Source organism: Pseudomonas sp. GW460-LB5, from assembly GCF_059423245.1.
This window is the reverse complement of the sequence record NZ_JBWKXT010000042.1, coordinates 16,169-40,715: the sequence shown is the minus strand read 5'-3', so window position 1 is coordinate 40,715 and position 24,547 is coordinate 16,169. Positions and strand designations below refer to the sequence as shown.

General features: G+C 62.5%; 23 protein-coding genes and 1 riboswitch. Of the genes, 11 read left to right on the top strand and 12 right to left on the bottom strand.

All coding sequences use genetic code 11. From position 1 onward, the window contains the following. Positions 1–185 precede the first annotated feature (185 nt). The 6 genes from fba to tkt form a co-directional block, all read right to left on the bottom strand. Positions 186–1,250: a class II fructose-bisphosphate aldolase gene (gene fba / locus AC07XM_RS22195; protein WP_016501943.1), complete on the bottom strand. Its 1,065-nt coding sequence runs from the start codon at positions 1,248–1,250 to the stop codon at positions 186–188. Positions 1,251–1,350: 100 nt separating this feature from the next. Then, entirely contained in the window at positions 1,351–1,680 is a 330-nt protein-coding gene (locus tag AC07XM_RS22190; protein ID WP_016489510.1) for an MliC family protein, read from the bottom strand. A gap of 62 nt (positions 1,681–1,742) precedes the next feature. Further along, on the bottom strand, positions 1,743–1,994 hold the full coding sequence (locus AC07XM_RS22185; RefSeq protein WP_016489511.1) for a hypothetical protein: 252 nt from the start codon (positions 1,992–1,994) through the stop codon (positions 1,743–1,745). Next, positions 1,994–3,157: a phosphoglycerate kinase gene (locus AC07XM_RS22180; protein ID WP_016489512.1), complete on the bottom strand. Its 1,164-nt coding sequence runs from the start codon at positions 3,155–3,157 to the stop codon at positions 1,994–1,996. The genes AC07XM_RS22185 and AC07XM_RS22180 overlap by 1 nt, the downstream gene beginning before the upstream one ends. Before the next feature lie 12 nt (positions 3,158–3,169). Further along, positions 3,170–4,231, bottom strand: a complete 1,062-nt coding sequence (gene epd / locus AC07XM_RS22175) for an erythrose-4-phosphate dehydrogenase (protein ID WP_102689718.1) — start codon at positions 4,229–4,231, stop codon at positions 3,170–3,172. Between the two features lie 150 nt (positions 4,232–4,381). Further along, positions 4,382–6,379, bottom strand: a complete 1,998-nt coding sequence (gene tkt / locus AC07XM_RS22170; RefSeq protein WP_023046980.1) for a transketolase — start codon at positions 6,377–6,379, stop codon at positions 4,382–4,384. A 227-nt stretch (positions 6,380–6,606) separates the two neighbouring features. On the opposite strand from tkt, the gene AC07XM_RS22165 reads away from it, so the two are divergent. The 4 genes from AC07XM_RS22165 (at position 6,607) to AC07XM_RS22150 (ending at position 11,178) form a co-directional block, all read left to right on the top strand. Continuing rightward, positions 6,607–7,599: an ArsR/SmtB family transcription factor gene (locus AC07XM_RS22165; RefSeq protein ID WP_016489515.1), complete on the top strand. Its 993-nt coding sequence runs from the start codon at positions 6,607–6,609 to the stop codon at positions 7,597–7,599. A gap of 18 nt (positions 7,600–7,617) precedes the next feature. Further along, positions 7,618–8,808 carry a methionine adenosyltransferase gene (metK, locus tag AC07XM_RS22160; RefSeq protein WP_016489516.1) on the top strand — a complete coding sequence of 397 codons (1,191 nt, stop codon included), beginning with the start codon at positions 7,618–7,620 and terminating at the stop codon, positions 8,806–8,808. Positions 8,809–8,952: 144 nt separating this feature from the next. Then, positions 8,953–10,653, top strand: a complete 1,701-nt coding sequence (gene ligB / locus AC07XM_RS22155; RefSeq protein ID WP_096426997.1) for an NAD-dependent DNA ligase LigB — start codon at positions 8,953–8,955, stop codon at positions 10,651–10,653. Between the two features lie 132 nt (positions 10,654–10,785). Then, on the top strand, positions 10,786–11,178 hold the full coding sequence (locus AC07XM_RS22150; protein ID WP_023046978.1) for a DUF1090 domain-containing protein: 393 nt from the start codon (positions 10,786–10,788) through the stop codon (positions 11,176–11,178). A gap of 128 nt (positions 11,179–11,306) precedes the next feature. Here the strand turns inward: AC07XM_RS22150 and AC07XM_RS22145 are convergent, their stop codons facing one another. Further along, positions 11,307–11,753 carry a c-type cytochrome gene (locus AC07XM_RS22145; RefSeq protein ID WP_016489519.1) on the bottom strand — a complete coding sequence of 149 codons (447 nt, stop codon included), beginning with the start codon at positions 11,751–11,753 and terminating at the stop codon, positions 11,307–11,309. Positions 11,754–11,872: 119 nt separating this feature from the next. On the opposite strand from AC07XM_RS22145, the gene mltA reads away from it, so the two are divergent. After that, positions 11,873–13,024: a murein transglycosylase A gene (gene mltA, locus AC07XM_RS22140; RefSeq protein WP_023046977.1), complete on the top strand. Its 1,152-nt coding sequence runs from the start codon at positions 11,873–11,875 to the stop codon at positions 13,022–13,024. Positions 13,025–13,073: 49 nt separating this feature from the next. Here mltA and AC07XM_RS22135 read toward each other — a convergent pair whose 3' ends face one another. Beyond that, positions 13,074–13,460 carry an MAPEG family protein gene (locus AC07XM_RS22135; protein ID WP_016489521.1) on the bottom strand — a complete coding sequence of 129 codons (387 nt, stop codon included), beginning with the start codon at positions 13,458–13,460 and terminating at the stop codon, positions 13,074–13,076. Positions 13,461–13,487: 27 nt separating this feature from the next. After that, a complete protein-coding gene (locus tag AC07XM_RS22130; RefSeq protein WP_016489522.1) occupies positions 13,488–14,321 on the bottom strand; it encodes a DMT family transporter in 834 nt (277 codons plus the stop codon). A 193-nt stretch (positions 14,322–14,514) separates the two neighbouring features. Here AC07XM_RS22130 and AC07XM_RS22125 point away from each other — a divergent pair, with 193 nt between their 5' ends. Further along, positions 14,515–15,750 (top strand): cation:proton antiporter, encoded by a 1,236-nt coding sequence (locus tag AC07XM_RS22125; RefSeq protein ID WP_023046976.1) that lies wholly within the window; start codon positions 14,515–14,517, stop codon positions 15,748–15,750. Between the two features lie 116 nt (positions 15,751–15,866). Here AC07XM_RS22125 and AC07XM_RS22120 read toward each other — a convergent pair whose 3' ends face one another. Next, positions 15,867–16,268 carry an acyl-CoA thioesterase gene (locus tag AC07XM_RS22120; protein ID WP_016489524.1) on the bottom strand — a complete coding sequence of 134 codons (402 nt, stop codon included), beginning with the start codon at positions 16,266–16,268 and terminating at the stop codon, positions 15,867–15,869. 178 nt (positions 16,269–16,446) lie between these two features. Then, positions 16,447–16,543, top strand: a riboswitch (S-adenosyl-L-homocysteine riboswitch). A 20-nt stretch (positions 16,544–16,563) separates the two neighbouring features. Between AC07XM_RS22120 and ahcY the strand changes: the two genes are divergently transcribed. From ahcY to rhlE2, 5 genes are all read left to right on the top strand, one after another. Continuing rightward, on the top strand, positions 16,564–17,973 hold the full coding sequence (gene ahcY, locus AC07XM_RS22115) for an adenosylhomocysteinase (RefSeq protein WP_016489525.1): 1,410 nt from the start codon (positions 16,564–16,566) through the stop codon (positions 17,971–17,973). A 108-nt stretch (positions 17,974–18,081) separates the two neighbouring features. Beyond that, positions 18,082–18,927, top strand: coding sequence for a methylenetetrahydrofolate reductase [NAD(P)H] (metF, locus tag AC07XM_RS22110; RefSeq protein ID WP_023046975.1), 846 nt, complete (start codon positions 18,082–18,084; stop codon positions 18,925–18,927). Positions 18,928–19,019: 92 nt separating this feature from the next. Next, positions 19,020–20,096 carry a hypothetical protein gene (locus AC07XM_RS22105; protein WP_023046974.1) on the top strand — a complete coding sequence of 359 codons (1,077 nt, stop codon included), beginning with the start codon at positions 19,020–19,022 and terminating at the stop codon, positions 20,094–20,096. Positions 20,097–20,143: 47 nt separating this feature from the next. Beyond that, positions 20,144–20,932 (top strand): substrate-binding periplasmic protein, encoded by a 789-nt coding sequence (locus AC07XM_RS22100; RefSeq protein WP_016489528.1) that lies wholly within the window; start codon positions 20,144–20,146, stop codon positions 20,930–20,932. A gap of 217 nt (positions 20,933–21,149) precedes the next feature. Continuing rightward, a complete protein-coding gene (gene rhlE2 / locus AC07XM_RS22095) occupies positions 21,150–23,024 on the top strand; it encodes an RNA helicase RhlE2 (protein ID WP_095116415.1) in 1,875 nt (624 codons plus the stop codon). Between the two features lie 93 nt (positions 23,025–23,117). Here the strand turns inward: rhlE2 and AC07XM_RS22090 are convergent, their stop codons facing one another. Beyond that, complete coding sequence (locus tag AC07XM_RS22090) at positions 23,118–23,696, bottom strand: YceI family protein (protein ID WP_016489530.1); 579 nt, start codon at positions 23,694–23,696, stop codon at positions 23,118–23,120. 34 nt (positions 23,697–23,730) lie between these two features. Next, positions 23,731–24,282, bottom strand: coding sequence for a cytochrome b (locus AC07XM_RS22085; RefSeq protein ID WP_023046973.1), 552 nt, complete (start codon positions 24,280–24,282; stop codon positions 23,731–23,733). Between the last annotated feature and the right edge of the window lie 265 nt (positions 24,283–24,547).

Here is a 24,547-nt window from a genome sequence, read left to right as displayed (position 1 = left end):
AAATACGGTTGGATCCATGAGTACTCTAGCCCTGAGGTGTCAACACGCAATGGAATCAGAACGCTATCAGTGGTTCAACTGTACGGTAGCCGACTAACGGTCGGTTTGCCGGAATTATGTTCCGCCTTTTTGTTGCCCATAAAAAAACCCGCATCGCTGCGGGTTTTTTTACTGCTGCCAGCCGATCAGTTGACCTTGGCGGCCAGCTCACCTTTCAGGTAGCGCTGGTACATGCCTTCCAGGGAGATCGGCTTGATCTTCGAGGCATTACCGGCAGTGCCGAAGGCTTCGTAACGGGCGATGCACACGTCACGCATGGCCTTGACGGTTTCACCGAAGAACTTGCGTGGGTCGAACTCGCTCGGGTTTTGCGCCATCAGGCGACGCATTGCACCGGTGGACGCCAGGCGCAGGTCGGTGTCGATGTTGACCTTGCGCACGCCGTGCTTGATGCCTTCGACGATCTCTTCGACCGGTACGCCGTAGGTTTCCTTGATGTCGCCGCCGTACTGGTTGATGATCGCCAGCCACTCTTGCGGGACCGAGGAAGAACCGTGCATCACCAGGTGGGTGTTGGGGATGCGCTTGTGGATTTCCTTGATGCGGTCAATGGCCAGCACGTCACCGGTAGGTGGCTTGGTGAACTTGTAAGCACCGTGGCTGGTACCGATGGCGATCGCCAAGGCGTCCACCTGGGTCTTCTTGACGAAATCGGCCGCTTCTTCCGGGTCGGTCAGCATCTGGCTGTGGTCCAGCACGCCTTCGGCACCGATGCCGTCTTCTTCACCGGCCATGCCGGTTTCCAGCGAACCCAGGCAGCCCAGCTCGCCCTCAACCGAAACGCCGCAAGCGTGCGCCATGGCAACGGTTTGCTGAGTAACGCGGACGTTGTACTCGTAGTCGGTCGGGGTCTTGCCGTCTTCACCCAGCGAGCCGTCCATCATCACCGAGCTGAAGCCCAGCTGGATGGAGCGCTGGCAAACGTCAGGGCTGGTGCCGTGGTCCTGGTGCATGCACACCGGGATGTGCGGGAATTCTTCGATGGCGGCCAGGATCAGGTGACGCAGGAACGGGGCACCGGCGTATTTGCGGGCGCCGGCCGAGGCCTGGACGATCACCGGGGAGTCGGTCTTGTCAGCCGCTTCCATGATGGCGCGCATCTGCTCGAGGTTGTTGACGTTGAAAGCTGGTACGCCGTAACCGAACTCGGCGGCGTGGTCCAGCATCTGGCGCATGCTAATGAGTGCCATTGTGTATCTCTCTCCCGACAAGCGTCGTTTGTTTCGTGCAAGCCTGCCGCAGGGGCGGTTGCTGTTCAAGTAGTGTGGGCCATTCACGCAGCCCGGCCAGTCACGGTGCCTTGCAGCCCCGCCCAATCAGATCGTTGGTTGCCACCCAGTACACCAGGCCTTCTTCGCCCTTGGTGTGGAAGGCCAGCATGCCATCGCTGTACAACGCACCCGAAGCACCCGGCTCGGACTTGAGCCGGTAGACCTGGTCACCGCCGCCAAGGCGCACGTCGACCTGGTCGCGTTGTGCATCGGCGAAGCGCCACAGCACTTCGACCTGAGTGTCACAGACCCAACGGGTCCAGTTGTCTGCCGGGGCGGGTGGCGCCGGCTGCAGCAGTGAGCATCCTGCCAGTGTCGCCAGGGCCGTTACGGCCAAAAGCGCTTTCATTACATTTCCTCTAGATGACCACAGAGCAGCCGCTTGGTTGCCTGGCCCGACGAAACGCGGGGTCATGGGCAACCCGGCGCCTTGCGCTGGTGGTCTTCGTCGTACTTTTCCAGGCCTTCCGGGCCTACGCGCTTGCTGATGACCGGCACGGTTTCGGCCTGCCACTCGGACTGGTAGCAACCACCCTTGGGCGGATGCGCCGGGTCGCCATCCGAGGCCGGGCTGCCGGAGCAGGCGCTCAGCAGGCCAGCCAGCATCATCACAGGCAATTGCTTGACCATCAGGCCACTCCCTTTGCCAAGCGCCGACGTCATCAGGCTTTGGCCCGCTCTTCCAGGATTGCTACCGCTGGCAGGACCTTGCCCTCGACGAACTCGAGGAAAGCACCACCACCGGTAGAAATGTAGGAGATTTGCTCGCTAACGCCATATTTGTCGATGGCGGCCAGGGTGTCACCGCCACCGGCGATAGAAAACGCTGCGCTCTCGGCAATGGCTTTGGCCAGCACCTTGGTGCCGTTGCCGAACTGGTCGAACTCGAACACGCCGACCGGGCCGTTCCACAGGATGGTCTTCGACGACTTCAGCAGCTCAGCGAAGTTGGCCGCGGTTTGCGGGCCGATATCCAGGATCATGTCGTCGGCAGCAACGTCGGCAATAGCCTTGACGGTAGCTTCGGCGCTCTCGGCAAACGCCTTGGCAACCACCACGTCGACTGGCAGCGGTACACTGACCTTGGCGGCGATGGCCTTGGCGGTGTCTACCAGGTCCGGCTCGTACAGCGACTTGCCCACCGGGTGGCCGGCCGCAGCCAGGAAGGTGTTGGCAATACCGCCACCGACGATCAGCTGGTCGCACACACTGCTCAGGCTGTTCAGCACGTCCAGCTTGGTAGACACCTTGGAGCCGGCAACAATGGCCGCCATCGGCTTGGCCGGGGCTTTCAGAGCTTTGCCCAGGGCATCCAGCTCGGCCGCCAGCAGCGGACCGGCAGCGGCAACCTTGGCGAACTTGGCCACACCGTGGGTCGAACCTTCGGCGCGGTGAGCGGTGCCGAAAGCGTCCATGACGAACACATCGCACAGGGCAGCGTACTTTTGCGCCAGCTCGTCGGCGTTCTTTTTCTCGCCCTTGTTGAAGCGCACGTTCTCGAACAGCACCAGCTCACCGGCCTGTACCGCGACACCGTCCAGGTAGTCGGCCACCAGCGGCACATCACGGCCCAGGGCCTTGCTCAGGTAGTCGGCAACCGGCTTGAGGCTGTTCTCGGCAGAGAATTCGCCTTCGGTCGGGCGGCCCAGGTGCGAGCAGACCATTACCGCCGCGCCCTTCTCCAGCGCCAGCTTGATGGTCGGCAGCGCTGCCAGGATACGCGCGTCGCTGGTTACCACACCGTCCTTCACAGGCACGTTGAGGTCTTCGCGGATCAGTACGCGCTTACCTTGCAGGTCGAGGTCGGTCATCTTCAACACGGTCATGAATGCAGTCCTTCAGGGCTGTTTGTTGCGGGTTGGGTGAACGACGTGCAGAAAGTGTTCGGCAACGTCGAGCATACGGTTGGCAAAACCCCATTCGTTGTCGAACCAGGCCAGCAAGTTCACCAGGCGGGGGCCGGAAACACGGGTCTGGCTGGCATCGACAATCGCCGAATGCGGGTCATGGTTGAAATCACAGCTGGCGTGCGGCAACTCGGTGTAGGCCAACAAGCCTTTCAGCGGGCCTTCCAGCGCGGCCTCGCGCAACACCCGGTTGACCTCGGCCGCGCTGGTGTCGCGGGCGGTCTGCAGGGTGATGTCCAGGCACGAGACGTTGACGGTCGGTACACGTACCGCTTTGGCCTGGATTCGCCCGGCAAGTTCCGGGAGCAGGCGCTCGATGCCACGGGCCAGACCAGTGGACACCGGGATCACCGACTGGAAGGCCGAACGCGTGCGGCGCAGGTCTTCGTGGTGGTAGGCGTCGATCACCGGCTGGTCGTTCATCGCCGAGTGGATGGTGGTGATCTGCACGTATTCGATGCCGAACGCCTGGTCCAGCACACGCAGCAGTGGCACGCCGCAGTTGGTGGTGCACGAGGCATTGGACACCAGGCGCTCGCTGCCGGTCAGGCACGCCTGGTTGATGCCGTAGACCACCGTGGCATCGACGTCGGCTTCACTGGCCATCGGTTGCGAGAACAGCACGCGCGGCGCGCCGGCGTCGAGAAAGCGCTGGCCATCAGCACGGATGTTGTAGGCACCGGTGCACTCCAGCACCAGGTCGATGTCCAGCGCAGCCCAGTCGATGCCTTCGGGGGTGGCACTGCGCATAACCTTCACGCAGTCGCCATTGATATGCAGACAGTCACCGTCGACTTTCACCTCGCCGGGGAAACGCCCGTGGGTGGAGTCGAAGCGTGTCAGGTACTCAAGGCTGGCCTGGTCGGCCAGGTCGTTCAGCGCGACGATCTCGAACCCGGCCTTTGCCCCCCGCTCGACCAGCGCGCGCAGGACACAGCGGCCGATGCGGCCATAACCGTTGAGTGCAACTTTGTAGGGACGCAGGTGGGGCATAGGTAGCTCTTGAACTCCGGCAGTTGAACGGGGCCGCCATGCGGCCCATTCGCGACACAAGGCCGCTCCCACAGAGAACGGCATGCGCAATACCCTGTGGGAGCGGCCTTGTGCCGCGAACGAGGGCCAACGGCCCTCGCCTTCCTTGTATCAGTCTTCCAGCAGCTCTTCGGCAGTACCGAGGATGTTTTCCAGGGTGAAGCCGAACTCTTCGAACAGTGCCGAAGCTGGCGCCGACTCACCGTAAGTGGTCATGCCAATGATACGGCCTTCCAGGCCGACGTACTTGTACCAGAAGTCGGCGTGGGCAGCTTCGATGGCGATGCGCGCACCCACTTCCAGCGGCAGCACAGACTGCTTGTAGGCTGCATCCTGAGCGTCGAACACGCTGGTGCTCGGCATCGACACGACACGCACCTTGCGGCCTTGCTCGGTCAGTTTGTCGAACGCCTGAACAGCCAGGCCCACTTCCGAACCGGTGGCGATCAGGATCAGCTCAGGCTCGCCAGCGCAATCCTTGAGCACGTAACCGCCACGGGCGATGTCGGCGATCTGCGCATCGCTGCGCACCTGATGCTGCAGGTTCTGACGCGAGAAGATCAGCGCCGACGGGCCGTCCTTGCGCTCCAGAGCGTGCTTCCAGGACACGGCGGATTCCACCGCATCGGCCGGGCGCCAGGTGTCCAGGTTTGGCGTGCTGCGCAGGCTGGCCAGCTGCTCGATCGGCTGGTGGGTCGGGCCGTCTTCGCCCAGGCCGATGGAATCGTGGGTGTAGACGTGGATCACGCGCTGCTTCATCAGGGCAGACATGCGCACGGCGTTGCGGGCGTATTCCATGAACATCAGGAAGGTCGCGCCGTAAGGCACCAGGCCACCGTGCAGGGCAACGCCGTTCATGATCGCGGTCATGCCGAACTCGCGCACGCCGTAGTACATGTAGTTGCCATTGGCATCTTCATGGCTGACGCCCTTGCAACCTTTCCACAAGGTCAGGTTGGAGCCGGCCAGGTCGGCCGAGCCGCCCAGCAATTCCGGCAGCAGCGGGCCAAAGGCGTTCAGGGTGTTCTGGCTGGCCTTGCGGCTGGCAATGGTCTCGCCCTTGGCCGCGACTTCAGCAATATAGGCAGCGGCTTTTTCTGCGAAGTCGGCCGGCAGCTCACCGCTCAGGCGGCGCTTGAGTTCGCTGGCCAGTTCCGGGAAGGCAGCGGCATAGGCATCGAAACGCTGGTTCCATTCGGCTTCGGCCTTGGCACCGGCTTGCTTGGCGTCCCACTCGGCGTAGATGTCGGCAGGGACTTCGAACGGACCGTGGTTCCAGTTCAGTTCCTTGCGCGCCAGGGCGATTTCGTCGTTGCCCAGCGGAGCACCGTGGCAGTCTTCCTTGCCCTGCTTGTTCGGCGAACCGAAACCGATGATGGTCTTGCAGCAGATCAGGGTCGGACGGTCGCTCTTGCGGGCGGTCTCGATGGCGGTACGGATCTCGTCGGCGTCGTGGCCGTTGACGTTGCGGATCACCAGCCAGTTGTAGGATTCGAAACGCTTCGGCGTGTCGTCAGTGAACCAGCCTTCCACTTCACCGTCGATGGAAATGCCGTTGTCGTCGTAGAAGGCGACCAGCTTGTTCAGGCCCAGGGTGCCGGCCAGCGAGGCGACTTCGTGGGAGATACCTTCCATCATGCAGCCATCGCCCAGGAACACATAGGTGTGGTGGTCGACGACGTTGTGGCCTTCACGGTTGAACTGGGCGCCCAGTACTTTCTCGGCCAGGGCAAAGCCCACGGCGTTGGCCAGGCCCTGGCCCAGCGGGCCGGTGGTGGTCTCGACACCCGGGGTGTAGCCGAACTCCGGGTGGCCCGGGGTACGGCTGTGCAGCTGGCGGAACGACTTGAGGTCATCGAGGGTGACGTCGTAGCCGGTCAGGTGCAGCAGCGAGTAGATCAGCATCGAGCCGTGGCCGTTGGACAGCACAAAGCGGTCACGGTCGGCGAAACTCGGGTTGCTCGGGTTGTGCTTCAGATAGTCGCGCCAAAGCACTTCGGCGATATCCGCCATGCCCATGGGGGCACCTGGATGGCCGCTGTTGGCCTTTTGCACGGCATCCATGCTGAGGGCACGAATGGCGTTGGCACGTTCACGACGGCTGGGCATCGCTGATCTCCTGGGGGCTTGAATAGGTAGTGTTACGAAAAAGGCGGCCATTTTCGCCCACTGGGGGGGCTTGGGGCAATGACGTATGGTCGCAGTCGGGGGATTTTCCTGTGATTGGCATTCAATTCGGGGCAAAACCGGGTTAACCGCCCCGCCCATCACCCAATATCAAAACTTTTTGATATTGGCCTTGCTAGGGCATCGATGCCTGTCTAGACTGCCGCCCCATGAACCTGCGTGCGCAATCGAACCCCGAGCAACACGAAACATTGGCCGCCTTGTGCAAAGCCAGTGGGGACGCGCTGCGCCTGAATGTATTGCGCGCCCTGGCCAACGACTCGTTCGGCGTGCTGGAGCTGGCGCAGATCTTCGACATCGGCCAGTCGGGCATGAGCCACCACCTGAAGGTGCTGGCCCAGGCCGAGCTGGTGGCAACGCGCCGCGAAGGCAACGCCATCTTCTATCGCCGCGCACTGCCCGACAGCCTGCGCCTGGGCGGTCGGCTGCATGCGGCGCTGCTCGAAGAAGTCGACGAGCTGGCCCTGCCGCCGGCCGTGCAGGCGCGAATAGCCCAGGTGCAACAACGCCGCGCGGTTACCAGCCAGGATTTCTTCCTGCGCGTGGAAGAGAAGTTTCGCGCACAGCAAGATTTGATCGCCGGGCTGCCGCAGTACCGCGAAAGCCTGCTGGCGCTGCTCGACAAACTGCATTTCGACCCGGCCGCCAGTGCCCTGGAGGTCGGCCCCGGGGACGGTGGCTTCCTCCCCGACCTGGCCCGGCGCTTCGCCCGGGTCACCGCGCTGGACAACAGCCCGACCATGCTCGAACTGGCGCGCCAGGTCTGCCAGCGCGAGGGGCTCGACAACGTGAACCTGCAGTTGGCCGATGCACTGGGTGCAACGGATGTGGCCGCCGACTGCGTTGTGCTGAACATGGTGCTGCACCATTTCAGCGATCCGGCCCTGGCCTTGCGCCAGCTGGCCAAGCGGGTGAAGGCAGGCGGCAGCCTGCTGGTCACCGAGTTGTGCAGCCATGACCAAGGGTGGGCGCGGGACGCCTGCGGCGACCTTTGGCTTGGCTTTGAACAGGACGACCTGGCCCGCTGGGCCAACGCTGCCGGGCTGGCCCATGGGGACAGCCTGTACGTGGGCTTGCGTAACGGTTTCCAGATCCAGGTCCGCCATTTCCAGCGGACGGCTGGCGACATACACCATCGGTAAATTTCAGGAACCTTCGAGATGAGCGAATACTCCCTTTTCACCTCCGAGTCCGTGTCCGAAGGGCATCCGGACAAGATCGCCGACCAGATTTCGGACGCCGTCCTTGATGCCATCATCGCCCAGGACAAATATGCCCGCGTAGCGTGCGAAACCCTGGTCAAGACCGGTGTCGCCATCATTGCCGGCGAAGTCACCACCTCGGCCTGGGTCGACCTGGAAGACCTGGTGCGCAAGGTCATCATCGACATCGGCTACAACAGCTCCGACGTCGGCTTCGACGGCGCCACCTGCGCCGTGATGAACATCATCGGCAAGCAGTCTGTGGACATCGCCCAGGGCGTGGACCGCTCCAAACCTGAAGACCAGGGCGCCGGTGACCAAGGCCTGATGTTCGGTTATGCCAGCAACGAAACCGAAGTACTGATGCCGGCACCGATCTGCTTCTCGCACCGTCTGGTTGAGCGCCAGGCCGAAGCGCGCAAGTCCGGCCTGCTGCCGTGGCTGCGCCCGGATGCGAAGTCGCAGGTCACCTGCCGCTACGAAAACGGCAAGGTGGTCGGTATCGACGCCGTGGTGCTGTCGACCCAGCACAACCCTGAAGTCTCGCAGAAAGACCTGCAAGAAGCCGTGATGGAGCTGATCGTCAAGCACACCCTGCCTGCCGAGCTGCTGCACAAGGGCACCCAGTACCACATCAACCCGACCGGCAACTTCATCATCGGTGGCCCGGTGGGTGACTGTGGCCTGACCGGCCGCAAGATCATCGTCGACTCCTACGGCGGCATGGCCCGCCATGGTGGTGGTGCGTTCTCCGGCAAGGACCCGTCCAAGGTCGACCGTTCCGCCGCCTATGCCGGCCGCTACGTAGCCAAGAACATCGTTGCCGCCGGCCTGGCCGAGCGTTGCGAGATCCAGGTGTCGTACGCCATTGGCGTGGCCCAGCCGACCTCCATCTCGATCAACACCTTCGGTACCGGCAAGGTCTCCGACGACAAGATCATCCAGCTGGTGCGCGAGTGCTTCGACCTGCGTCCGTACGCCATCACCACCATGCTCGACCTGCTGCACCCGATGTACCAGGAAACCGCTGCCTACGGCCACTTCGGCCGCGAGCCGCAGCAGAAGACTGTCGGCGACGACACCTTCACCACCTTCACCTGGGAGCGCACCGACCGCGCCCAGTCGTTGCGTGACGCTGCCGGCCTGTAAGCTTCCTACAGCACCAGGCGAAAGCCCCTGCCGAGCAATCGGCAGGGGCTTTTTTGTGACATATCGGCTGACAATCGCGCGGCGGCAAGCGCCCGCGAACCTGCCTAGGCTGGAGGGCCCACCCGCCATGCAAGGATGCTGGCCATGCCGTATCTGCTGTTGTTCACCCTGCTATTTACGCTGAACGCCCCATTGGCCAGGGCTACCTCATGCCCTGACTGGAGCCCGCAACAGGCCGAGGCCGAAGTTGCGCAGCTGCGCGCCACGCTCACCCGATGGGACGAGCACTACCATCGCCAGGGTGTTGCCCTGGTCGCCGATGAACTGTACGACCAAAGCCGCGAGCGCCTGAATCACCTGCAGCAGTGCTTCGCGGTTGGCAGCAGCCCCTCCCCTTTGGCCAGCGCTCGTGGCCCGGTCACCCACCCCGTGCCGCATACCGGCGTCGACAAGCTGGCAGACCGCCAGGCCGTAGCGCGATGGATGGCCGGCAAGACCGGCGTGTGGGTACAGCCCAAGGTCGACGGTGTTGCAGTTTCCCTCACTTACCAGCAGGGTCGATTGGTGCAGCTCACCAGCCGGGGTGACGGTGTACATGGCCATGACTGGAGCCGACACATTCCACAACTGGGCGCAGTCACCCGACAGTTGCCCATGCCGATTGACCTGCACTTGCAAGGTGAGCTGTATCTGCGCCTGAACGAACATATACAAGCCAAGGCAGGCAGCACCAACGCCCGCGGCACTGTGGCCGGGCTGCTCGCACGCAAGCAACTGACCGCCGAGCAAGGGGACACTATCGGCCTGTTCGTATGGGGCTGGCCGCAGGGCCCCGACCAACAAGCCGAACGCCTCGCACAACTCGCACACCTGGGTTTCCCGGATAGCCAGCGTTACAGCATCGCCATCGACACGTTGGAAGATGCAACGCACTGGCGTGGGCACTGGTACAACTCCCCCCTGCCCTTCGCCACCGACGGCGTGATCCTGCGCCAGGGCCGCCGGCCGCCCGCCAAGCGCTGGCAGGCCAAGGCACCGTACTGGATCGCGGCCTGGAAATACCCCTATGTACAAGCCTTGGCCGAAGTGCGCGACGTGCGCTTTCGGGTTGGCCGCACCGGCAGGGTCACGCCCATTGTGCAGGTACAGCCGGTAACCCTCGATGACCGGCGCATTTCCCAGGTAAGCCTTGGCTCGCTGGCGCGCTGGCAAGCCTTGGACATCCGCCCCGGCGACCAGGTGGCCATCAGTCTTGCCGGGCTGACCATTCCACGCCTGGACCACGTCGTGCACCGCGCTGTCGAGCGCCAGCCACTGGCCGCGCCTGCACCCGACCAGCATCATGCCCACAGCTGCTGGCAGGCCAGCGAAGGCTGTGAAGAGCAATTCATTGCCCGGCTTACCTGGCTTGGCGGAAAACAAGGCCTGGCCTTGCCGCGTACCGGGCCCGGCACGTGGCGCCGGCTGGTCGAAGCGGGCTTGGTAACATCAATGACCGATTGGCTGCATCTTGATGCCGAGCGCCTGCAGCAGGTACCCGGCATAAGTAGCCTGACGGCCGCACAGCTGCTGGGCAGTTTCGACCAAGCACGCTCACGGCCATTCGATCTGTGGCTGCGCGGCATTGGCGCGCCCGTCAGCAAGCATCTGCAACTGACGGGCGACTGGGCAGAGCTGGCTTCACGCAGTGCCGGGCAATGGCAAACCGTGCCCGGCATTGGCGCAAAACGCTCGCGCCAACTTGTGGATTTCTTCGCGGCCCCTGAGGTGCAGGCCATTGCTGCACGGTTGGCGAAAACCGGCATAGAGGGGTTCCCCGCTAGCCCCCAGCGCATTGAGCAATGATTTTTTACCATTTAGCTCATAGGAAAAACCCGAGATTCAAGCCGAAAACCTCACCAAGGGTTCCTAAATGGGCAAAACCAAGGCAGGATTTCCACCAACTTTTGCTGCCCCGCCCCGTTCAGGAGGCTTTTCATGAAACGCATTTCGACTCTTTTCCTGCTCGCATCACTGGGTTTGGCTGCGGGAGCTGTACAAGCGGCCCAGCCGGACCCAGGCCTGACCGGTTGCGCCGCCAAGCGCAGCGCCATCGAGAACCAGTTGAAAATCGCCCGCGACCACGGCAACAGCGACCAGGTCGCAGGGCTGGAGGAAGCACTGCGTGGCGTGGACAACTGCACCGACGCGAGCCTGCGCAAAGAGCGTGAGCAGAAGGTGCTGGATGCACGTCACGAAGTGGTGCAGCGGGAAAAAGACCTGAAGAAAGCCGAGAAAAAAGGCGACGCGGAGAAGATCAACAAGCGCAAGGACAAGCTTGCCGAATCGCGTAAAGAATTGCAGAAAGCGGTAGACGATCTGGATCACTGACAGCGATTTGCGTTGCCCTTACTGGCCTCATCGCCGGCAAGCCAGCTCCCACAGGTATCACACTGCCCTCAATTACTGCGCAGTACCTGTGGGGGCTGGCTTGCCGGCGATGAGGCCACAGCAGGTCATCAATGATTACGAAACTCGGTATGGCACGCCTTGCACGCCGCTTCGACCTTGTCCATCGGCGCTTTCAGCTGTGCAGCGTCCAGCGGCTGGCTGCGGCTGACATCGACCAGCTCGCCCGTAACGCTTTCCAGCTGCCGGGCCAGTTCATGAAAGCGCGCCTGGCGCTCCCATACCGCTGCGCGCGCGGCGCTATCACCGCCATCGCGTACCTCGGGGAAGTGCTGCCAGGGCTGGTGCGAAAGGCTGTCCAGCTTCAGCGCGCCATCGGCAAACTTCAGCCCGTCGAACGGCAGCCGGCCACGCAGCATACCGCCCAAGTCTTCGCTGGTCTTGAGCATGTCCTTGAAGATTACCTTGCGCTTGCCCAGCGGCGAGTTCGGGTCAACCCGGTCGCAACCGCTCAGGGCCAGGGCTGCCAGCAGAACAACGGTCAATCGCTTCAACATCACGCTCACTTCGGCCTACGCAAATGGGCGGCCAGTATCGCCGTCCAAGGGCCAAACACCAATAGCCACATAAAAAACAGGGGCGAATCTTCATGTTCGCCCATGACAGGAATGCACACATGACATCTGCCTTGCGCCACCTGGCCTGGACACTTCCGGTGCTGGCGTTGCTGGCCGGCTGCAACGGCGGCGAGACCGCCAAGCCCGAGCCCCACGCCATCGCCACTTATGCTCCGGCCACATTCAAAGACCTGCCTGCAGTCAGCGACGAAGACCTGCTGGCCGGTTTCTACGCCTGGCGCAACGGCTGTGAGAAACTCAAGCGCGACCCAGTGTGGGCCGCCACCTGCGAAGCGGCCGGCAACGCCACGGCGAGCGCCGCCCAGGTACGTACATTCCTTGAACAGAACCTGCAGGTATACGGCCTGCGCTCCGCCGAGAACAAGGCCAACGGCCTGATTACCGGCTACTACGAGCCGGTCTACCCCGGCAGCCTGAGCCAGTCAGCGACCAACCATGTGGCGGTCTACGGCATTCCTGATGACATGATCGTGGTCGACCTTGCCAGCGTGTACCCCGAACTCAAGGGTAAACGCCTGCGCGGCCGGCTTGATGGCCGGGTGCTCAAGCCATACGACACTGCCGAAGTGATCAACCGTAACGGCGTCAAGGCACCGGTGCTGGCCTGGCTGACCGACCCGATGGACCTGCAATTCCTGCAGATCCAGGGTTCTGGGCGGGTACAACTGGAAGACGGCCGTCAGCTGCGCCTGGGCTACGCCGATCAGAACGGCCACCCCTACCGGCCGATCGGCCGCTGGCTGGTGGAGCAGGGTCAGTTGAAAAAAGAAGACGTGAGCATGGGTGCCATTCATGCCTGGGCCCAGGCCAATCCGCAGCGGGTACCGGAACTGCTGGCCAGCAACCCCAGCTATGTGTTCTTCAGCACCCGCCCGGACAGTAACGAAGGCCCGCGCGGTTCGTTGAACGTACCGCTGACAGCGGGCTACAGCGTGGCCATCGACCGCAAGGTGATTCCGCTGGGCAGCCTGTTGTGGCTTTCCACCACGCGCCCGGACGGCTCGCCAGTGGTGCGCCCGGTGGGTGCGCAGGACACGGGAGGGGCGATTGCGGGTGAAGTGCGCGCCGACCTGTTCTGGGGCACCGGGCCGGAAGCCGGCGAGCTGGCGGGGAACATGAAGCAGCAGGGGCAGATCTGGATGCTCTGGCCTAAAGGCCAGCCACTACCTGAGGTACCTAAGGTACTTTGATCGGCGGTGAATTCTTCGCGGGCTCGCCCGCGAAGCAGGCAACGCGGTTTCAGATGGAAACCACGAAGAACGACACGATAATTGCCAACCCGGCAAACCACACCAGCGAGCGCAAGGCCGCCCAATCGGCCAGGTAGCAGATGATGTAAAGCAAGCGGCTGGTGATGTACATCACCCCCAGCACATCCTGCGTCACCTGCTCGGCATTGCCGACGATATCCGCCACCAGTACCGCAGCAGCAAACGCCGGGAACGCCTCGTAGCCATTCTGCTGCGCTGCATGGGCCCGCCGCGGCAAGCCCGACAAGGTATCAAGGAAAGCGCGCGGGTCGTGATTGTCCTTGAGGCCAAACCGGCCGCTGGCCACTTTGGCGATCAAGGCACACAGCGGGTTCAGCATCAGCGCGATCAGGATGCACCACAGGGCAACGGTCATGCTCAGGACTCCTTGTTCGAAAATAGGTTAGAGCTTCATCACCAGCATGCCTGCAAGGACCAGCCCGCAAGCTAGGAGTCTTGGCCCGCCAAAAGGTTCTTTGAGGTAACGCATACCCAGCAACACCACCAGGATCACGCTCAACTCCCGCAACGCAGCCGCCTCGGCCACCGACCCCAGGTGCATGGCCCACAACACCAGTGCATAACTGAACAACACGCAGAGCCCTACCGCCAGGCCCAGGCGCCATTGCGTTCGCCAGAACAGGGCGAACGGAGCCCGCCGCGCCACACCGGCCAGCAGCGGGAATTGCCAGGCACTGAGCAGAGTCAGCCACACCAGGTAATCCCACGGTTTGCCCCATAAGCGCACCGCCTGGCCGTCGAACCAGGTGTAACAGCCGATGCACAGACCGATCAGGGCGACCACCGGCAGCATCGACCAGGGCAGCCGGTCACCGCCACCGCCCTGCCATAACAGGCAAGCCATGCCACAAGGGATCAGCAAGATGCCGATGATCTGCTGCTGGCTCAGCGACTCCCCGGCAAAGGCCAAGGTCAAGCCCAGCACCACTAACGGTGACAGCCCGCGCATCAGAGGATAGACCAGCCCCAGGTCGCCCACGCGGTAGGCCTTGATCAGCAGATAGCGGTACAGCTGCTCGGCCAGCGCCGAGGCAACCAACCAGGGCCATATTTCCGCCGGCGGCACATCGACGAAGGCGACCGCCAGCACCGCGAACACCAGGGCCACCGTGTCCATGCTGGCGATCACCAGCAAGCGCTCGCCGCTGAATTTGATCAGGGTATTCCAGGTCGCATGCAGCAGGGCGGCGACCAGCACCAGGGATGTTGCCAACACGCCTTCTTATCCTTAATGGCTTTTTTATTGCTGTGAATATATAGCGTTCAGGGGCCGCTGTGCGGCCCCCTTACATGGGAACGATTGGAACGAATCCGGTCAAAGCTTGTGTCCCGAACCCCGTGCCAGGTCATCAAAGAACTGCCCGAGCCATTCGGGTAACGACTTGGAAGCCACTGTCACAGGATTCGGGATGCTTGAATTAGTTGCCGCGTTTATCTGCCTCACCACCCTCCTCACCTATGTAAATTACCGTTTCATCGGCCTGCCGCCCGCCATCGGTGTGATGGTCACGGCACTGCTGTTCTCCCTGATACTGCAGGGCCTTAGCCTGATCGGCTTCCCTGGCCTGGAAGAGCGCGTCGAAGGGCTGATGAACCAGATCGATTTCAACGACCTGTTGATGCACTGGATGCTGGCGTTCCTGCTGTTTGCCGGCGCCTTGCACGTGAACCTCAGCGATTTGCGCAGTTACCGCTGGCCGATAGGGTTGCTCGCAACGATTGGGGTGCTGATCGCCACCGTGGTCATCGGCTACCTGTCGCACTGGGTATTCGCGATGTTTGGCTGGCAAGTGCCGCTGATCTACTGCCTGCTGTTCGGTGCGCTCATCTCGCCCACCGACCCGATTGCCGTGCTGGGCGCGCTGCGTACCGCCAACGCCTCCAAACCGCTCAAAACCACCATCGTCGGCGAGTCGCTGTTCAACGACGGCACTGCGGTAGTGGTGTTCACCGTGTTGCTGGGCATCATCCAGCTGGGTGAAACGCCGAGCATGACCGACACGGCGATCCTGTTCGCCCGCGAGGCCATCGGTGGCGTGGTGTTTGGTGGCCTGATCGGCTACGCCACCTACCGCATGATCAAGAGCATCGAGCAGTACCAGGTGGAAGTCATGCTGACCCTGGCGCTGGTCATCGGTGGCTCGGCCATGTGCTACGAGCTACACGTTTCGGCGCCGATCGCCATGGTGGTGGCCGGCCTGATCATCGGCAACCTGGGACGCAACCTGGCGATGAACGACATGACCCGTCGCTACATGGACGGTTTCTGGGAGCTGATCGATGACATGCTCAATGCCCTGCTGTTCGCACTGATCGGCCTGGAGCTGTTGCTGCTGCCGTTCAACTGGATGCACCTGGCGGCCGGCAGCGTGCTGGCGCTGGCGGTGCTGCTGTCGAGGCTACTGACCGTGGCCCCGGCCATCGTCCTGCTGCGCCGCTGGCGCCCGGTGCCCAAAGGCACGGTGCGGGTGCTGACCTGGGGTGGCCTGCGTGGCGGGGTGTCGGTGGCCCTGGCGCTGTCGCTGCCACTGGGCGAGGAGCGTGACCTGCTGCTGTCGATCACCTACATCGTGGTGTTGTCGTCGATCCTGGTGCAGGGCTTGAGCATCGGGCGAGTGGTGCGCAAGGTCAGCGCCCAGCCTTGAGATTGCCGGGGCCGCTTTGCGGCCACTCACGGCACAAGGCCGCTCCCACAGCGAGAATGCGACTTCCTGTGGGCGCGGCCTTGTGTCGCGATGGGCTGCGGAGCAGCCCCAGAAAATCACTCGACTGCCGAATCCGGGAACTGGTCCTGGACATACTTGATCTCGGTGCGCCCGTGCGCTGCCGGCAAGCCGTCGTCACCGAGGTTGACGAACACCATCTTGTCGACGGTAAGAATGCTCTTGCGGGTGATCTTGTTGCGCACTTCGCACTTGAGGGTGATCGACGTGCGGCCGAATTCGGTGGCAGTAATGCCCAGTTCGATGATGTCACCCTGACGCGAAGCACTGACGAAGTTGATTTCGGAAATGTACTTGGTCACTACACGCTGGTTGCCCAGCTGGACGATGGCGTAGATGGCCGCCTCTTCGTCGATCCAGCGCAACAGGCTGCCACCGAACAGGGTGCCATTAGGGTTGAGGTCTTCGGGTTTAACCCACTTGCGGGTGTGAAAGTTCATCTTTGCTCCTGACCTGCTTGGCTAACGTGTAGCAATGATGGCAGAGCGGCTGCCTTCGCTCCATTGAACATCGACTATCGTCGCGATTAATCGACGGAAAACCTTGGGCAAGCTGCCGGGGGCGGCTATAATCTGCGCCGCTTCACATGGTTGCCCACAGCGGTGCCATGCCCGCCACCTGTCCGAGGGGCGCTGCAGCAGGCTAGGCCTGTCAGGCTCGGATGGGGCGTTGCTCGCTCTCGCGGGCGCTTAACGCACAACGGCGCCCATTCGCACACTACGAATGGAGGCTCTCATGAGCGCTGCAAACATGCCTGCTGGTTTTACCGATTACAAAGTCGCTGACATCTCCCTGGCCGCCTGGGGCCGTCGCGAAACCATCATTGCCGAATCGGAAATGCCTGCGCTGATGGGCCTGCGTCGCAAGTACCTGGCCGAGCAACCGCTCAAGGGTGCGAAGATCCTGGGCTGCATCCACATGACCATCCAGACTGCCGTGCTGATCGAAACCCTGGTTGCCCTGGGTGCCGAAGTGCGCTGGTCGTCCTGCAACATCTTCTCTACTCAAGACCAGGCCGCCGCTTCGATCGCCGCCGCCGGTATCCCGGTATTCGCCTGGAAAGGTGAAACCGAAGAAGAGTACGAGTGGTGCCTGGAGCAGACCATCCTCAAGGATGGCCAGCCATGGGACGCCAACATGATCCTCGACGACGGTGGTGACCTGACCGAGCTGCTGCACAAGAAATACCCGCAAGTGCTGGACCGCGTGCACGGTGTAACCGAAGAGACCACCACTGGCGTGCATCGCCTGCTGGACATGCTGGCCAAGGGCGAGCTGAAAGTCCCGGCGATCAACGTCAACGACTCGGTCACCAAGAGCAAGAACGACAACAAGTATGGCTGCCGTCACAGCCTGAACGACGCCATCAAGCGTGGTACCGACCACCTGCTGTCGGGCAAGCAAGCGCTGGTGATCGGCTACGGTGACGTGGGCAAGGGCTCGGCCCAGTCCCTGCGTCAGGAAGGCATGATCGTCAAGGTCACCGAAGTTGACCCGATCTGCGCCATGCAGGCCTGCATGGACGGCTTCGAGCTGGTCTCGCCGTTCATCGACGGTATCAACGACGGCACCGAAGCCAGCATCGACAAGGCCCTGCTGGGCAAGATCGACCTGATCGTCACCACCACCGGTAACGTCAACGTCTGCGATGCCAACATGCTCAAGGCCCTGAAGAAGCGTGCCGTGGTCTGCAACATCGGCCACTTCGACAATGAGATCGATACCGCCTTCATGCGCAAGAACTGGGCCTGGGAAGAGGTCAAGCCGCAGGTGCACAAGATCCACCGCACCGGCGCTGGCAGCTTCGACCCGCAGAACGACGACTACCTGATCCTGCTGGCAGAAGGCCGCCTGGTCAACCTGGGTAACGCCACTGGCCACCCAAGCCGCATCATGGACGGTTCGTTCGCCAACCAGGTGCTGGCACAAATCTTCCTGTTCGAGCAGAAGTACGCCGACCTGTCGGCCGAGCAGAAAGCCGAGCGCCTGACCGTTGAAGTACTGCCGAAGAAACTCGACGAAGAAGTGGCCCTGGAAATGGTCCGCGGCTTCGGCGGCGTGGTCACCAAGCTGACCAAGCAGCAAGCCGACTACATCGGCGTGACCGTCGAAGGCCCGTTCAAGCCGCACGCCTACCGCTACTAAGTAGTCGCAGGCAACGCTTCGCAACGATGCCCAAGCCAGGCCGGCCCACACCGCCCTGGCTTTTACTTGCAGCCTGCCGCTTGAAGCAGGCTGCTTGAGGAACGAGTGATGTCACAAGAACGCCGCTACAGTTTCGAGTTCTTCCCGACCAAGACCGACGCCGGTCACGAAAAGCTGATGGGCGTCGCTCGCCAGCTGGCCACCTACAACCCGGACTTCTTCTCCTGCACCTACGGTGCCGGTGGCTCGACCCGCGACCGCACGCTGAACACCGTGCTGCAGCTGGAGAGCGAAGTGAAGGTACCGGCCGCACCGCACCTGTCGTGCGTGGGCGACTCCAAGGACGACCTGCGCGCCTTGCTGGCGGAATACAAGGCTGCCGGCATCAAGCGCATCGTCGCCCTGCGTGGCGACCTGCCCTCCGGCATGGGCATGGCCAGTGGTGAACTGCGCTACGCCAGCGACCTGGTCGAGTTCATTCGCCAGGAAACCGCTGACCACTTTCACCTGGAAGTGGCCGCCTACCCCGAAATGCACCCGCAGGCTCGTAATTTTGAAACCGACCTGGCCAACTTCGTGCACAAGGTCAAGGCGGGCGCCGACAGCGCCATCACCCAGTACTTCTTCAACGCCGACAGCTACTTCTACTTCGTCGAGCGCGCACAGAAGCTGGGCGTGGACATCCCGGTGGTACCCGGCATCATGCCGATCACCAACTACAGCAAGCTGGCGCGCTTCTCCGACGCCTGTGGCGCCGAAATCCCGCGCTGGATCCGCAAGCAGCTGGAAGCCTATGCCGACGACACCGCCAGCATCCAGGCATTCGGCGAAGAAGTGATTACCCGCATGTGCGAACAGCTGCTGCAAGGCGGCGCACCGGGCCTGCACTTCTACACGTTGAACCAGGCCGACCCAAGCCTGGCGATCTGGAACAACCTGAAGCTGCCGCGCTGAAACTTTTTGGCAAAGTCTGCTTAAGAAATGATTAAGGCTTTGGTCATAGACTAAAGCCTTAATCATTTTCGGGTATACAGGTCTTGCCAGCCATGCAGCATCCCCAGCCATCGCGCCCACAGCTTGTCTACCTGGCTTTTGGCCCGGCAACCTATCATCAGGAAGCCTGCTTCAGCATTGTCAGCGCCCTCGCCCACTTGGGGACGACAGCAGCCGATGCCATTGGCATCCAGGTGTACACCGACAACCCACAGCCCTACGCCAAGCTGCCCGTCACTGTCCACTTGCTGGACGAAGCCACGCGCCAGGCATGGAACGCTCCTCACGGTTATCATTTTCGCAGCAAGCATGTGCTGCTTCGCCAGGTGCTACAACAACACCCGCTGGCAGTGCTGATCGACACCGATACCTTCTTCCGCACATCGCCGCTGCACCTGTTCGCCCGAGTGGCCCCAGGCAAGCTGCTGTGCAATGCCATCGGCCCGCGCTATGGCGCAAACCAGAAGTGCCTGCTGTACCGGAACCTGCTGTCCATCCTGCAAACCCGGGGCCTGGCCGACTGCCAGATGCCACTGGTCAACTCTGGGGTAATTGGCCTCACAGCCGAGGACGCCGGCACCCTGGACCGCTCCATCGACATGATGGACGAGTTCTACCCCTTGGCTCGCGAGGCCTATACCCTTGAGGAGTTCTGCCTGGCAGTGGCGGCATACCGCAAACTGGAGGTGGCCGAGTGTACCGACGTCATCCACCACTACTGGAGCCGCAAAGCCCAGTTCCGTGCCAAGATCCAAGCCTGGCTGCGCAAGCACGGCCACGACCCATTGGGCGGCGAAGCGCTGGCTGACGTTGCGTTGGTCAACGACCAACTGCCGCGCCCCCCTACCCTGCACCGCTTGGGTTACAAGGCACTGAGCCTGACCCTGCCCAGCCACGAGCGCCAGTTTGCGCGCGAATTGCTCTATGGCTGCTACCCCTATCCCAATGAATTCGACCGCGCCTGCGCGCCGGCCTGGTGGGACAAAGCCCTGGAAAACCTCCATGCACGCCATGGCCGTATGGCACCCGAGCGGCTACGTCAATGCCTGCGTCACCCGGGGCTGCGGTTGTCGCTGGGCGAACGGCGCAAAGATGTCGAGGCATATTTGCTGAGGTCTTCCCAGGCTTGAGCAGCCCTGTGCTGGCCTTGAATCGGCCGAGCGCGTAATCTGCGGCCATGCCACTCGTCGCCCGCCTGTTCTGGATCCTGCTGCTCGCCTGCCTGAGCCCGTTGGCTCTGGGCGAGCGCCTGCGCCTGGTATCCGATGACTGGGCGCCCTACATTTATCAGCACGAGGGCCAGCCCCTCGGTATCGACTACGAAGTCACCACCGAGGTATTCAAACGCCTTGGGGTTGAGGTGGAATGGCAGTTCCTGCCATGGAAGCGCTGCCTGGCAATGATCGAGAAAGGCTTGGCCGACGGTATTCTGGACATCTTCCAGAGCGAGACGCGGCGGCCCTATCTGGTGTACGCCCCCGAGCCCATGTCGGAGGTCGAGTTCGTGCTGTTTCAGGCCCGCGCACGCCGCCATGCCGTGGCCGGGTTCAAGGACCTGGCGGGCCTCACCGTCGGCACCTCGCCCGGCTACGCCTATGGCGACGCGTTCAACCAGGCGACCCATTTTCGGCGTGAAGCCGCGCCAACGCAGGAAGCCAACTTCGGCAAACTGCTGCTGGGCCGTATCGACCTGGCAATCACCGACCGCGTGGTCGGGCATTACCTGATTCGCCGTCTGGGCCTTGAACAACAAGTCGAGGAACTCCCGCTGGCAATCAGCCGCCAAGCCCAGTACCTGGGCTTGGTGCGCAAGCCAGGGCGCGAAACACTGGCCCTGGCCTTTGCCGAAGAACTGCAGCGGTTCAAGCACGAGCCGGCCTTTGCCGCCATCAGCCACCGTTACACAGGCGACATCGGAAACATTCTCAACGCCGTTGAGCAGCAGGAAAGCAGCACAGCGCGATAGCTCTGTTATACTCGGGCCTTCCCGCCCGGCTCACGCCCGGACGCTCGGCCTCGTAACAGGCATCCCGATCGGCACCGACGCACCTTCGCGTCACCCTCCGTTTCCCGGATGTGCAGTGAAAGCCCAGCTGGACCGGACGCGATCGCATCCCACCGATGCCCGTCGCGCCAGGCAGAACATCCCAACGGGCCCAGCCCACACGAGAACAGGATCGCCCATGTCCTTTGCTTCCCTCGGTCTCTCCGAGGCTCTTGTCCGCGCTATCGAGGCTGCGGGCTATACCCAGCCGACCCCCGTGCAACAGCGGGCGATTCCCGCCGTGTTGCAAGGCCGCGACCTGATGGTTGCCGCTCAGACAGGTACTGGTAAAACCGGCGGCTTCGCCCTGCCGATTCTCGAGCGCCTGTTCCCCGCCGGTCACCCCGACAAGTCGCAGCGCCACGGCCCTCGCCAGCCTCGCGTGCTGGTCCTGACCCCAACCCGGGAGCTGGCAGCCCAGGTGCACGACAGCTTCAAGGTCTATGCCCGTGACCTGCCACTGGTCAGCGCCTGCGTCTTCGGCGGCGTTGGCATGAACCCGCAAGTCCAGGCGATTGCCAAGGGCGTTGACGTGCTGGTTGCCTGCCCGGGCCGCCTGCTCGACCTGGCCGGCCAAGGCAAGGTCGACCTGGCCCATGTGGAAATCCTGGTGCTCGACGAAGCCGACCGCATGCTCGACATGGGCTTCATCCACGACGTCAAGAAGGTACTGGCGCGCCTGCCATCCAAGCGCCAGAACCTGCTGTTTTCGGCCACCTTCTCCAAGGACATCACCGACCTCGCCGACAAGCTCCTGCATAACCCGGAGCGTATCGAGGTCACGCCGCCGAACACCACTGTCGAACGTATCGAGCAGCGTGTCTACCGCCTGCCTGCCAGCCACAAGCGTGCGCTGCTGGCACACCTGATCACCCTGGGTGCCTGGGAACAGGTACTGGTGTTTACCCGTACCAAGCACGGCGCCAACCGTCTGGCCGAGTACCTGGAAAAGCAAGGCCTGACCGCTGCCGCGATTCACGGTAACAAGAGCCAGAACGCCCGCACCAAGGCCCTGGCCGACTTCAAGGCCAACAGCGTCCGCGTACTGGTCGCCACCGACATCGCTGCCCGCGGCCTGGACATCGACCAGTTGCCCCACGTGGTCAACTTTGAGCTGCCGAATGTTGAGGAAGATTACGTGCACCGCATCGGCCGTACTGGCCGCGCCGGTCGCTCGGGCGAGGCCATTTCGCTGGTCGCGCCAGATGAAGAGAAGTTGCTCAAGAGCATTGAGCGGGTTACCCGGCAGAAGATCGCGGACGGCGACCTGATGGGCTTCGACGCCAGCCAGGTAGAAGCCGAAAAACCGGAAGTACGCGAACGCCCGCAGAACAACGGCCGTGGCGGTCGCAACCAGCCCCGCGGCGAAGGTGGCAAAGACGCCAACGGTGGCCGCAAGGACAAAGGCAAGGATAAAGGCAAGGCCAAGCAGCCAGCGGCCGGCAAGCCTGCAGACAAGGAAAAGTCCGGCGACAAGCCGCAGCAACGCAAGCCGCGTGACAACAAGCCGCGCCAGCAGCAGGCCAGCCAGAACAGCGTGCCCAAGCCGCCAGCCGACCGTGCCCCGGATGAGTTCCTGGATGACGAAGTCGACAACTTCGGTAACCGCGCCGATTACGTCAGCCCGTACCAAGGCAAGAACCAGGGACGTAACCGTCGTCCTGGCGGCGGTACTGGTGCAGGCCAGAGCCAAGGAGGTGCTGCCCCGCGTAGCAACGGTGGCGGTGGTCAGGCTCGCAATGGCGGCCAGCCACGCACTGCAAACGGTGAGAAGCGCCCGCCGCGCAATAACAACGGTGGTGCTCGCCGTGATGGCGGTGGCCGTGGCCGCCCGGCCCGTGACGATGCTGCCCGGCAAGAGCCGGCCGTGCGCAACACGCGCCAGCCGGAAAAACAGCCGGTGATCATCCGCAAGGAGTCCAAGCTCGACCGTTTCCCGACGCCTGAGCAACTGGATGATCTGCCGAGCCGCCCGCGCGGTGAGCGTCCCGCCCTGTTGACCCGAAAAGGTTAAGCCAGAGGCAGCCTGTAGCGGCCCTGTCAGGGCCCTGAACGGGAAATGAAAACGCCGCCCAATGGGCGGCGTTTTCTATTGCCAAGGCAATGCTTACTTCTGCTTCACACCTTCGACACTGATATCCAGGTCGAGGGTCTGCGAAGTCGGGCCTGGGCCTTTGATACCGAAGTCGTTCAGGTTAAGGGTGGTGGTGGCGTTGAAACCAGCACGCTCACCACCCCATGGGTCCTTGCCTTCACCGTTGAAGGTGGCCTTGAAGGTGACCGGCTTGGTCACGCCGTGCAGGGTCAGGTCGCCGGTCACGTCAGCAGTCTTGTCGCCAGTCGACTTGACGGCGGTGGAGACGAACTTGGCTTCAGGATACTTCTTCACATCGAGGAAGTCGGCGCTGGCGATGTGCTTGTCACGCTCGGCATGGTTCGACCACAGGCTGGCGGTTTTCAGGTCGACGCTGATCTTGCTGGCTTCAGGCTTGGCGCTATCCCAGGTGAAGTTGCCGTCGAAATCCTTGAAGGTACCGTGAATAAAGCTGTAACCCAGGTGGCTGATCTTCCAGTCGACAAACGCGTGCTGGCCTTCCTTGTCGATCTTGTACTCGGCAGCCATGACCTGGCCGGCGGAAAGCAGAGCGGTACCGAGCGCCAGAGCGGCAAAAGTCTTTTTCAACATCCTTATTTCCTTCCTATGCAATTGAGGTTGAGAGTCAAGCTTTGCGGCCCAACATGCGGGTCAGGGTCGCGTCACGGTCGATGAAATGGTGCTTGAGCGCTGCCAGGCCATGCAGCACGGCAAAAATCACCAGGCCCCAGGCAAGCCACAGATGAATCACGCCAGCCACATCTGCCTGATCAGGCAGGTCGCTGACCAGTGCCGGTACTTCGAACAGGCCAAACACCGGAATGCCGACGCCGTCAGCGGTAGAAATCAGGTAACCGGCAGCCATCACCGCAAACAGGCCAAGGTACAGCGCCAGATGGCCCAGCTTGGCCGCTAGCCGTGTGGCCGCGCCGTGGTTGGCAGGTGCCGGTGGTGGCGGGCTGATGAAACGCCAGACTACCCGCAACAGCATCACCGCCAGCAGCACCAGGCCGATGCTCTTGTGCAGATCCGGGCCGGCCTTGCGCCAAGGGCTGTAGTAGTCGAGGCCGACCATCCACAGGCCGAGGCCGAACAGGCCGAAAACTGCCAGCGCCACGCCCCAGTGCAGGATGATGCTGACCACGCCGTAGCGAGAAGGTGAATTGCGCAGTTGCATGTTGGCGTGTTTCTCCGTGGAAGCTGTGCACAGACTAACGCGTAACGTATCGAATAAAAGCGGAAAAAATTGCTTCGGATTATCGAGAAATCCGATATGTATTGTGTAAGCTTCCCATTAAGGAAACATTAACGATAGTCGGGGAGAACACCGGCAACAAGCAAGCTGCTGTGGAAGCGGGCTTGTTCCGCGAAGGAGGGCATGCGGTGTCTGGCACCGGCTTTGCCGGTGTTCGCGGGGCAAGCCCGCTCCCACAGAGTCCCCG

Excerpts from the sequence above, each read along its gene's own strand:
- rhlE2 (WP_095116415.1), top strand. The coding sequence starts at position 21,150 with ATGTCCTTTGCTTCCCTCGGTCTCTCCGAGGCTCTTGTCCGCGCTATC.
- AC07XM_RS22150 (WP_023046978.1), top strand. The coding sequence starts at position 10,786 with ATGAAACGCATTTCGACTCTTTTCCTGCTCGCATCACTGGGTTTGGCT.
- AC07XM_RS22135 (WP_016489521.1), bottom strand. The coding sequence starts at position 13,460 with ATGACCGTTGCCCTGTGGTGCATCCTGATCGCGCTGATGCTGAACCCG.
- AC07XM_RS22190 (WP_016489510.1), bottom strand. The coding sequence starts at position 1,680 with ATGAAAGCGCTTTTGGCCGTAACGGCCCTGGCGACACTGGCAGGATGC.
- metK (WP_016489516.1), top strand. The coding sequence starts at position 7,618 with ATGAGCGAATACTCCCTTTTCACCTCCGAGTCCGTGTCCGAAGGGCAT.
- tkt (WP_023046980.1), bottom strand. The coding sequence starts at position 6,379 with ATGCCCAGCCGTCGTGAACGTGCCAACGCCATTCGTGCCCTCAGCATG.
- AC07XM_RS22125 (WP_023046976.1), top strand. The coding sequence starts at position 14,515 with ATGCTTGAATTAGTTGCCGCGTTTATCTGCCTCACCACCCTCCTCACC.
- mltA (WP_023046977.1), top strand. The coding sequence starts at position 11,873 with ATGACATCTGCCTTGCGCCACCTGGCCTGGACACTTCCGGTGCTGGCG.
- AC07XM_RS22145 (WP_016489519.1), bottom strand. The coding sequence starts at position 11,753 with ATGTTGAAGCGATTGACCGTTGTTCTGCTGGCAGCCCTGGCCCTGAGC.
- AC07XM_RS22085 (WP_023046973.1), bottom strand. The coding sequence starts at position 24,282 with ATGCAACTGCGCAATTCACCTTCTCGCTACGGCGTGGTCAGCATCATC.
- ligB (WP_096426997.1), top strand. The coding sequence starts at position 8,953 with ATGCCGTATCTGCTGTTGTTCACCCTGCTATTTACGCTGAACGCCCCA.
- AC07XM_RS22165 (WP_016489515.1), top strand. The coding sequence starts at position 6,607 with ATGAACCTGCGTGCGCAATCGAACCCCGAGCAACACGAAACATTGGCC.
- AC07XM_RS22180 (WP_016489512.1), bottom strand. The coding sequence starts at position 3,157 with ATGACCGTGTTGAAGATGACCGACCTCGACCTGCAAGGTAAGCGCGTA.
- fba (WP_016501943.1), bottom strand. The coding sequence starts at position 1,250 with ATGGCACTCATTAGCATGCGCCAGATGCTGGACCACGCCGCCGAGTTC.
- ahcY (WP_016489525.1), top strand. The coding sequence starts at position 16,564 with ATGAGCGCTGCAAACATGCCTGCTGGTTTTACCGATTACAAAGTCGCT.
- AC07XM_RS22090 (WP_016489530.1), bottom strand. The coding sequence starts at position 23,696 with ATGTTGAAAAAGACTTTTGCCGCTCTGGCGCTCGGTACCGCTCTGCTT.
- epd (WP_102689718.1), bottom strand. The coding sequence starts at position 4,231 with ATGCCCCACCTGCGTCCCTACAAAGTTGCACTCAACGGTTATGGCCGC.
- AC07XM_RS22100 (WP_016489528.1), top strand. The coding sequence starts at position 20,144 with ATGCCACTCGTCGCCCGCCTGTTCTGGATCCTGCTGCTCGCCTGCCTG.
- AC07XM_RS22185 (WP_016489511.1), bottom strand. The coding sequence starts at position 1,994 with ATGACGTCGGCGCTTGGCAAAGGGAGTGGCCTGATGGTCAAGCAATTG.
- metF (WP_023046975.1), top strand. The coding sequence starts at position 18,082 with ATGTCACAAGAACGCCGCTACAGTTTCGAGTTCTTCCCGACCAAGACC.
- AC07XM_RS22105 (WP_023046974.1), top strand. The coding sequence starts at position 19,020 with ATGCAGCATCCCCAGCCATCGCGCCCACAGCTTGTCTACCTGGCTTTT.
- AC07XM_RS22120 (WP_016489524.1), bottom strand. The coding sequence starts at position 16,268 with ATGAACTTTCACACCCGCAAGTGGGTTAAACCCGAAGACCTCAACCCT.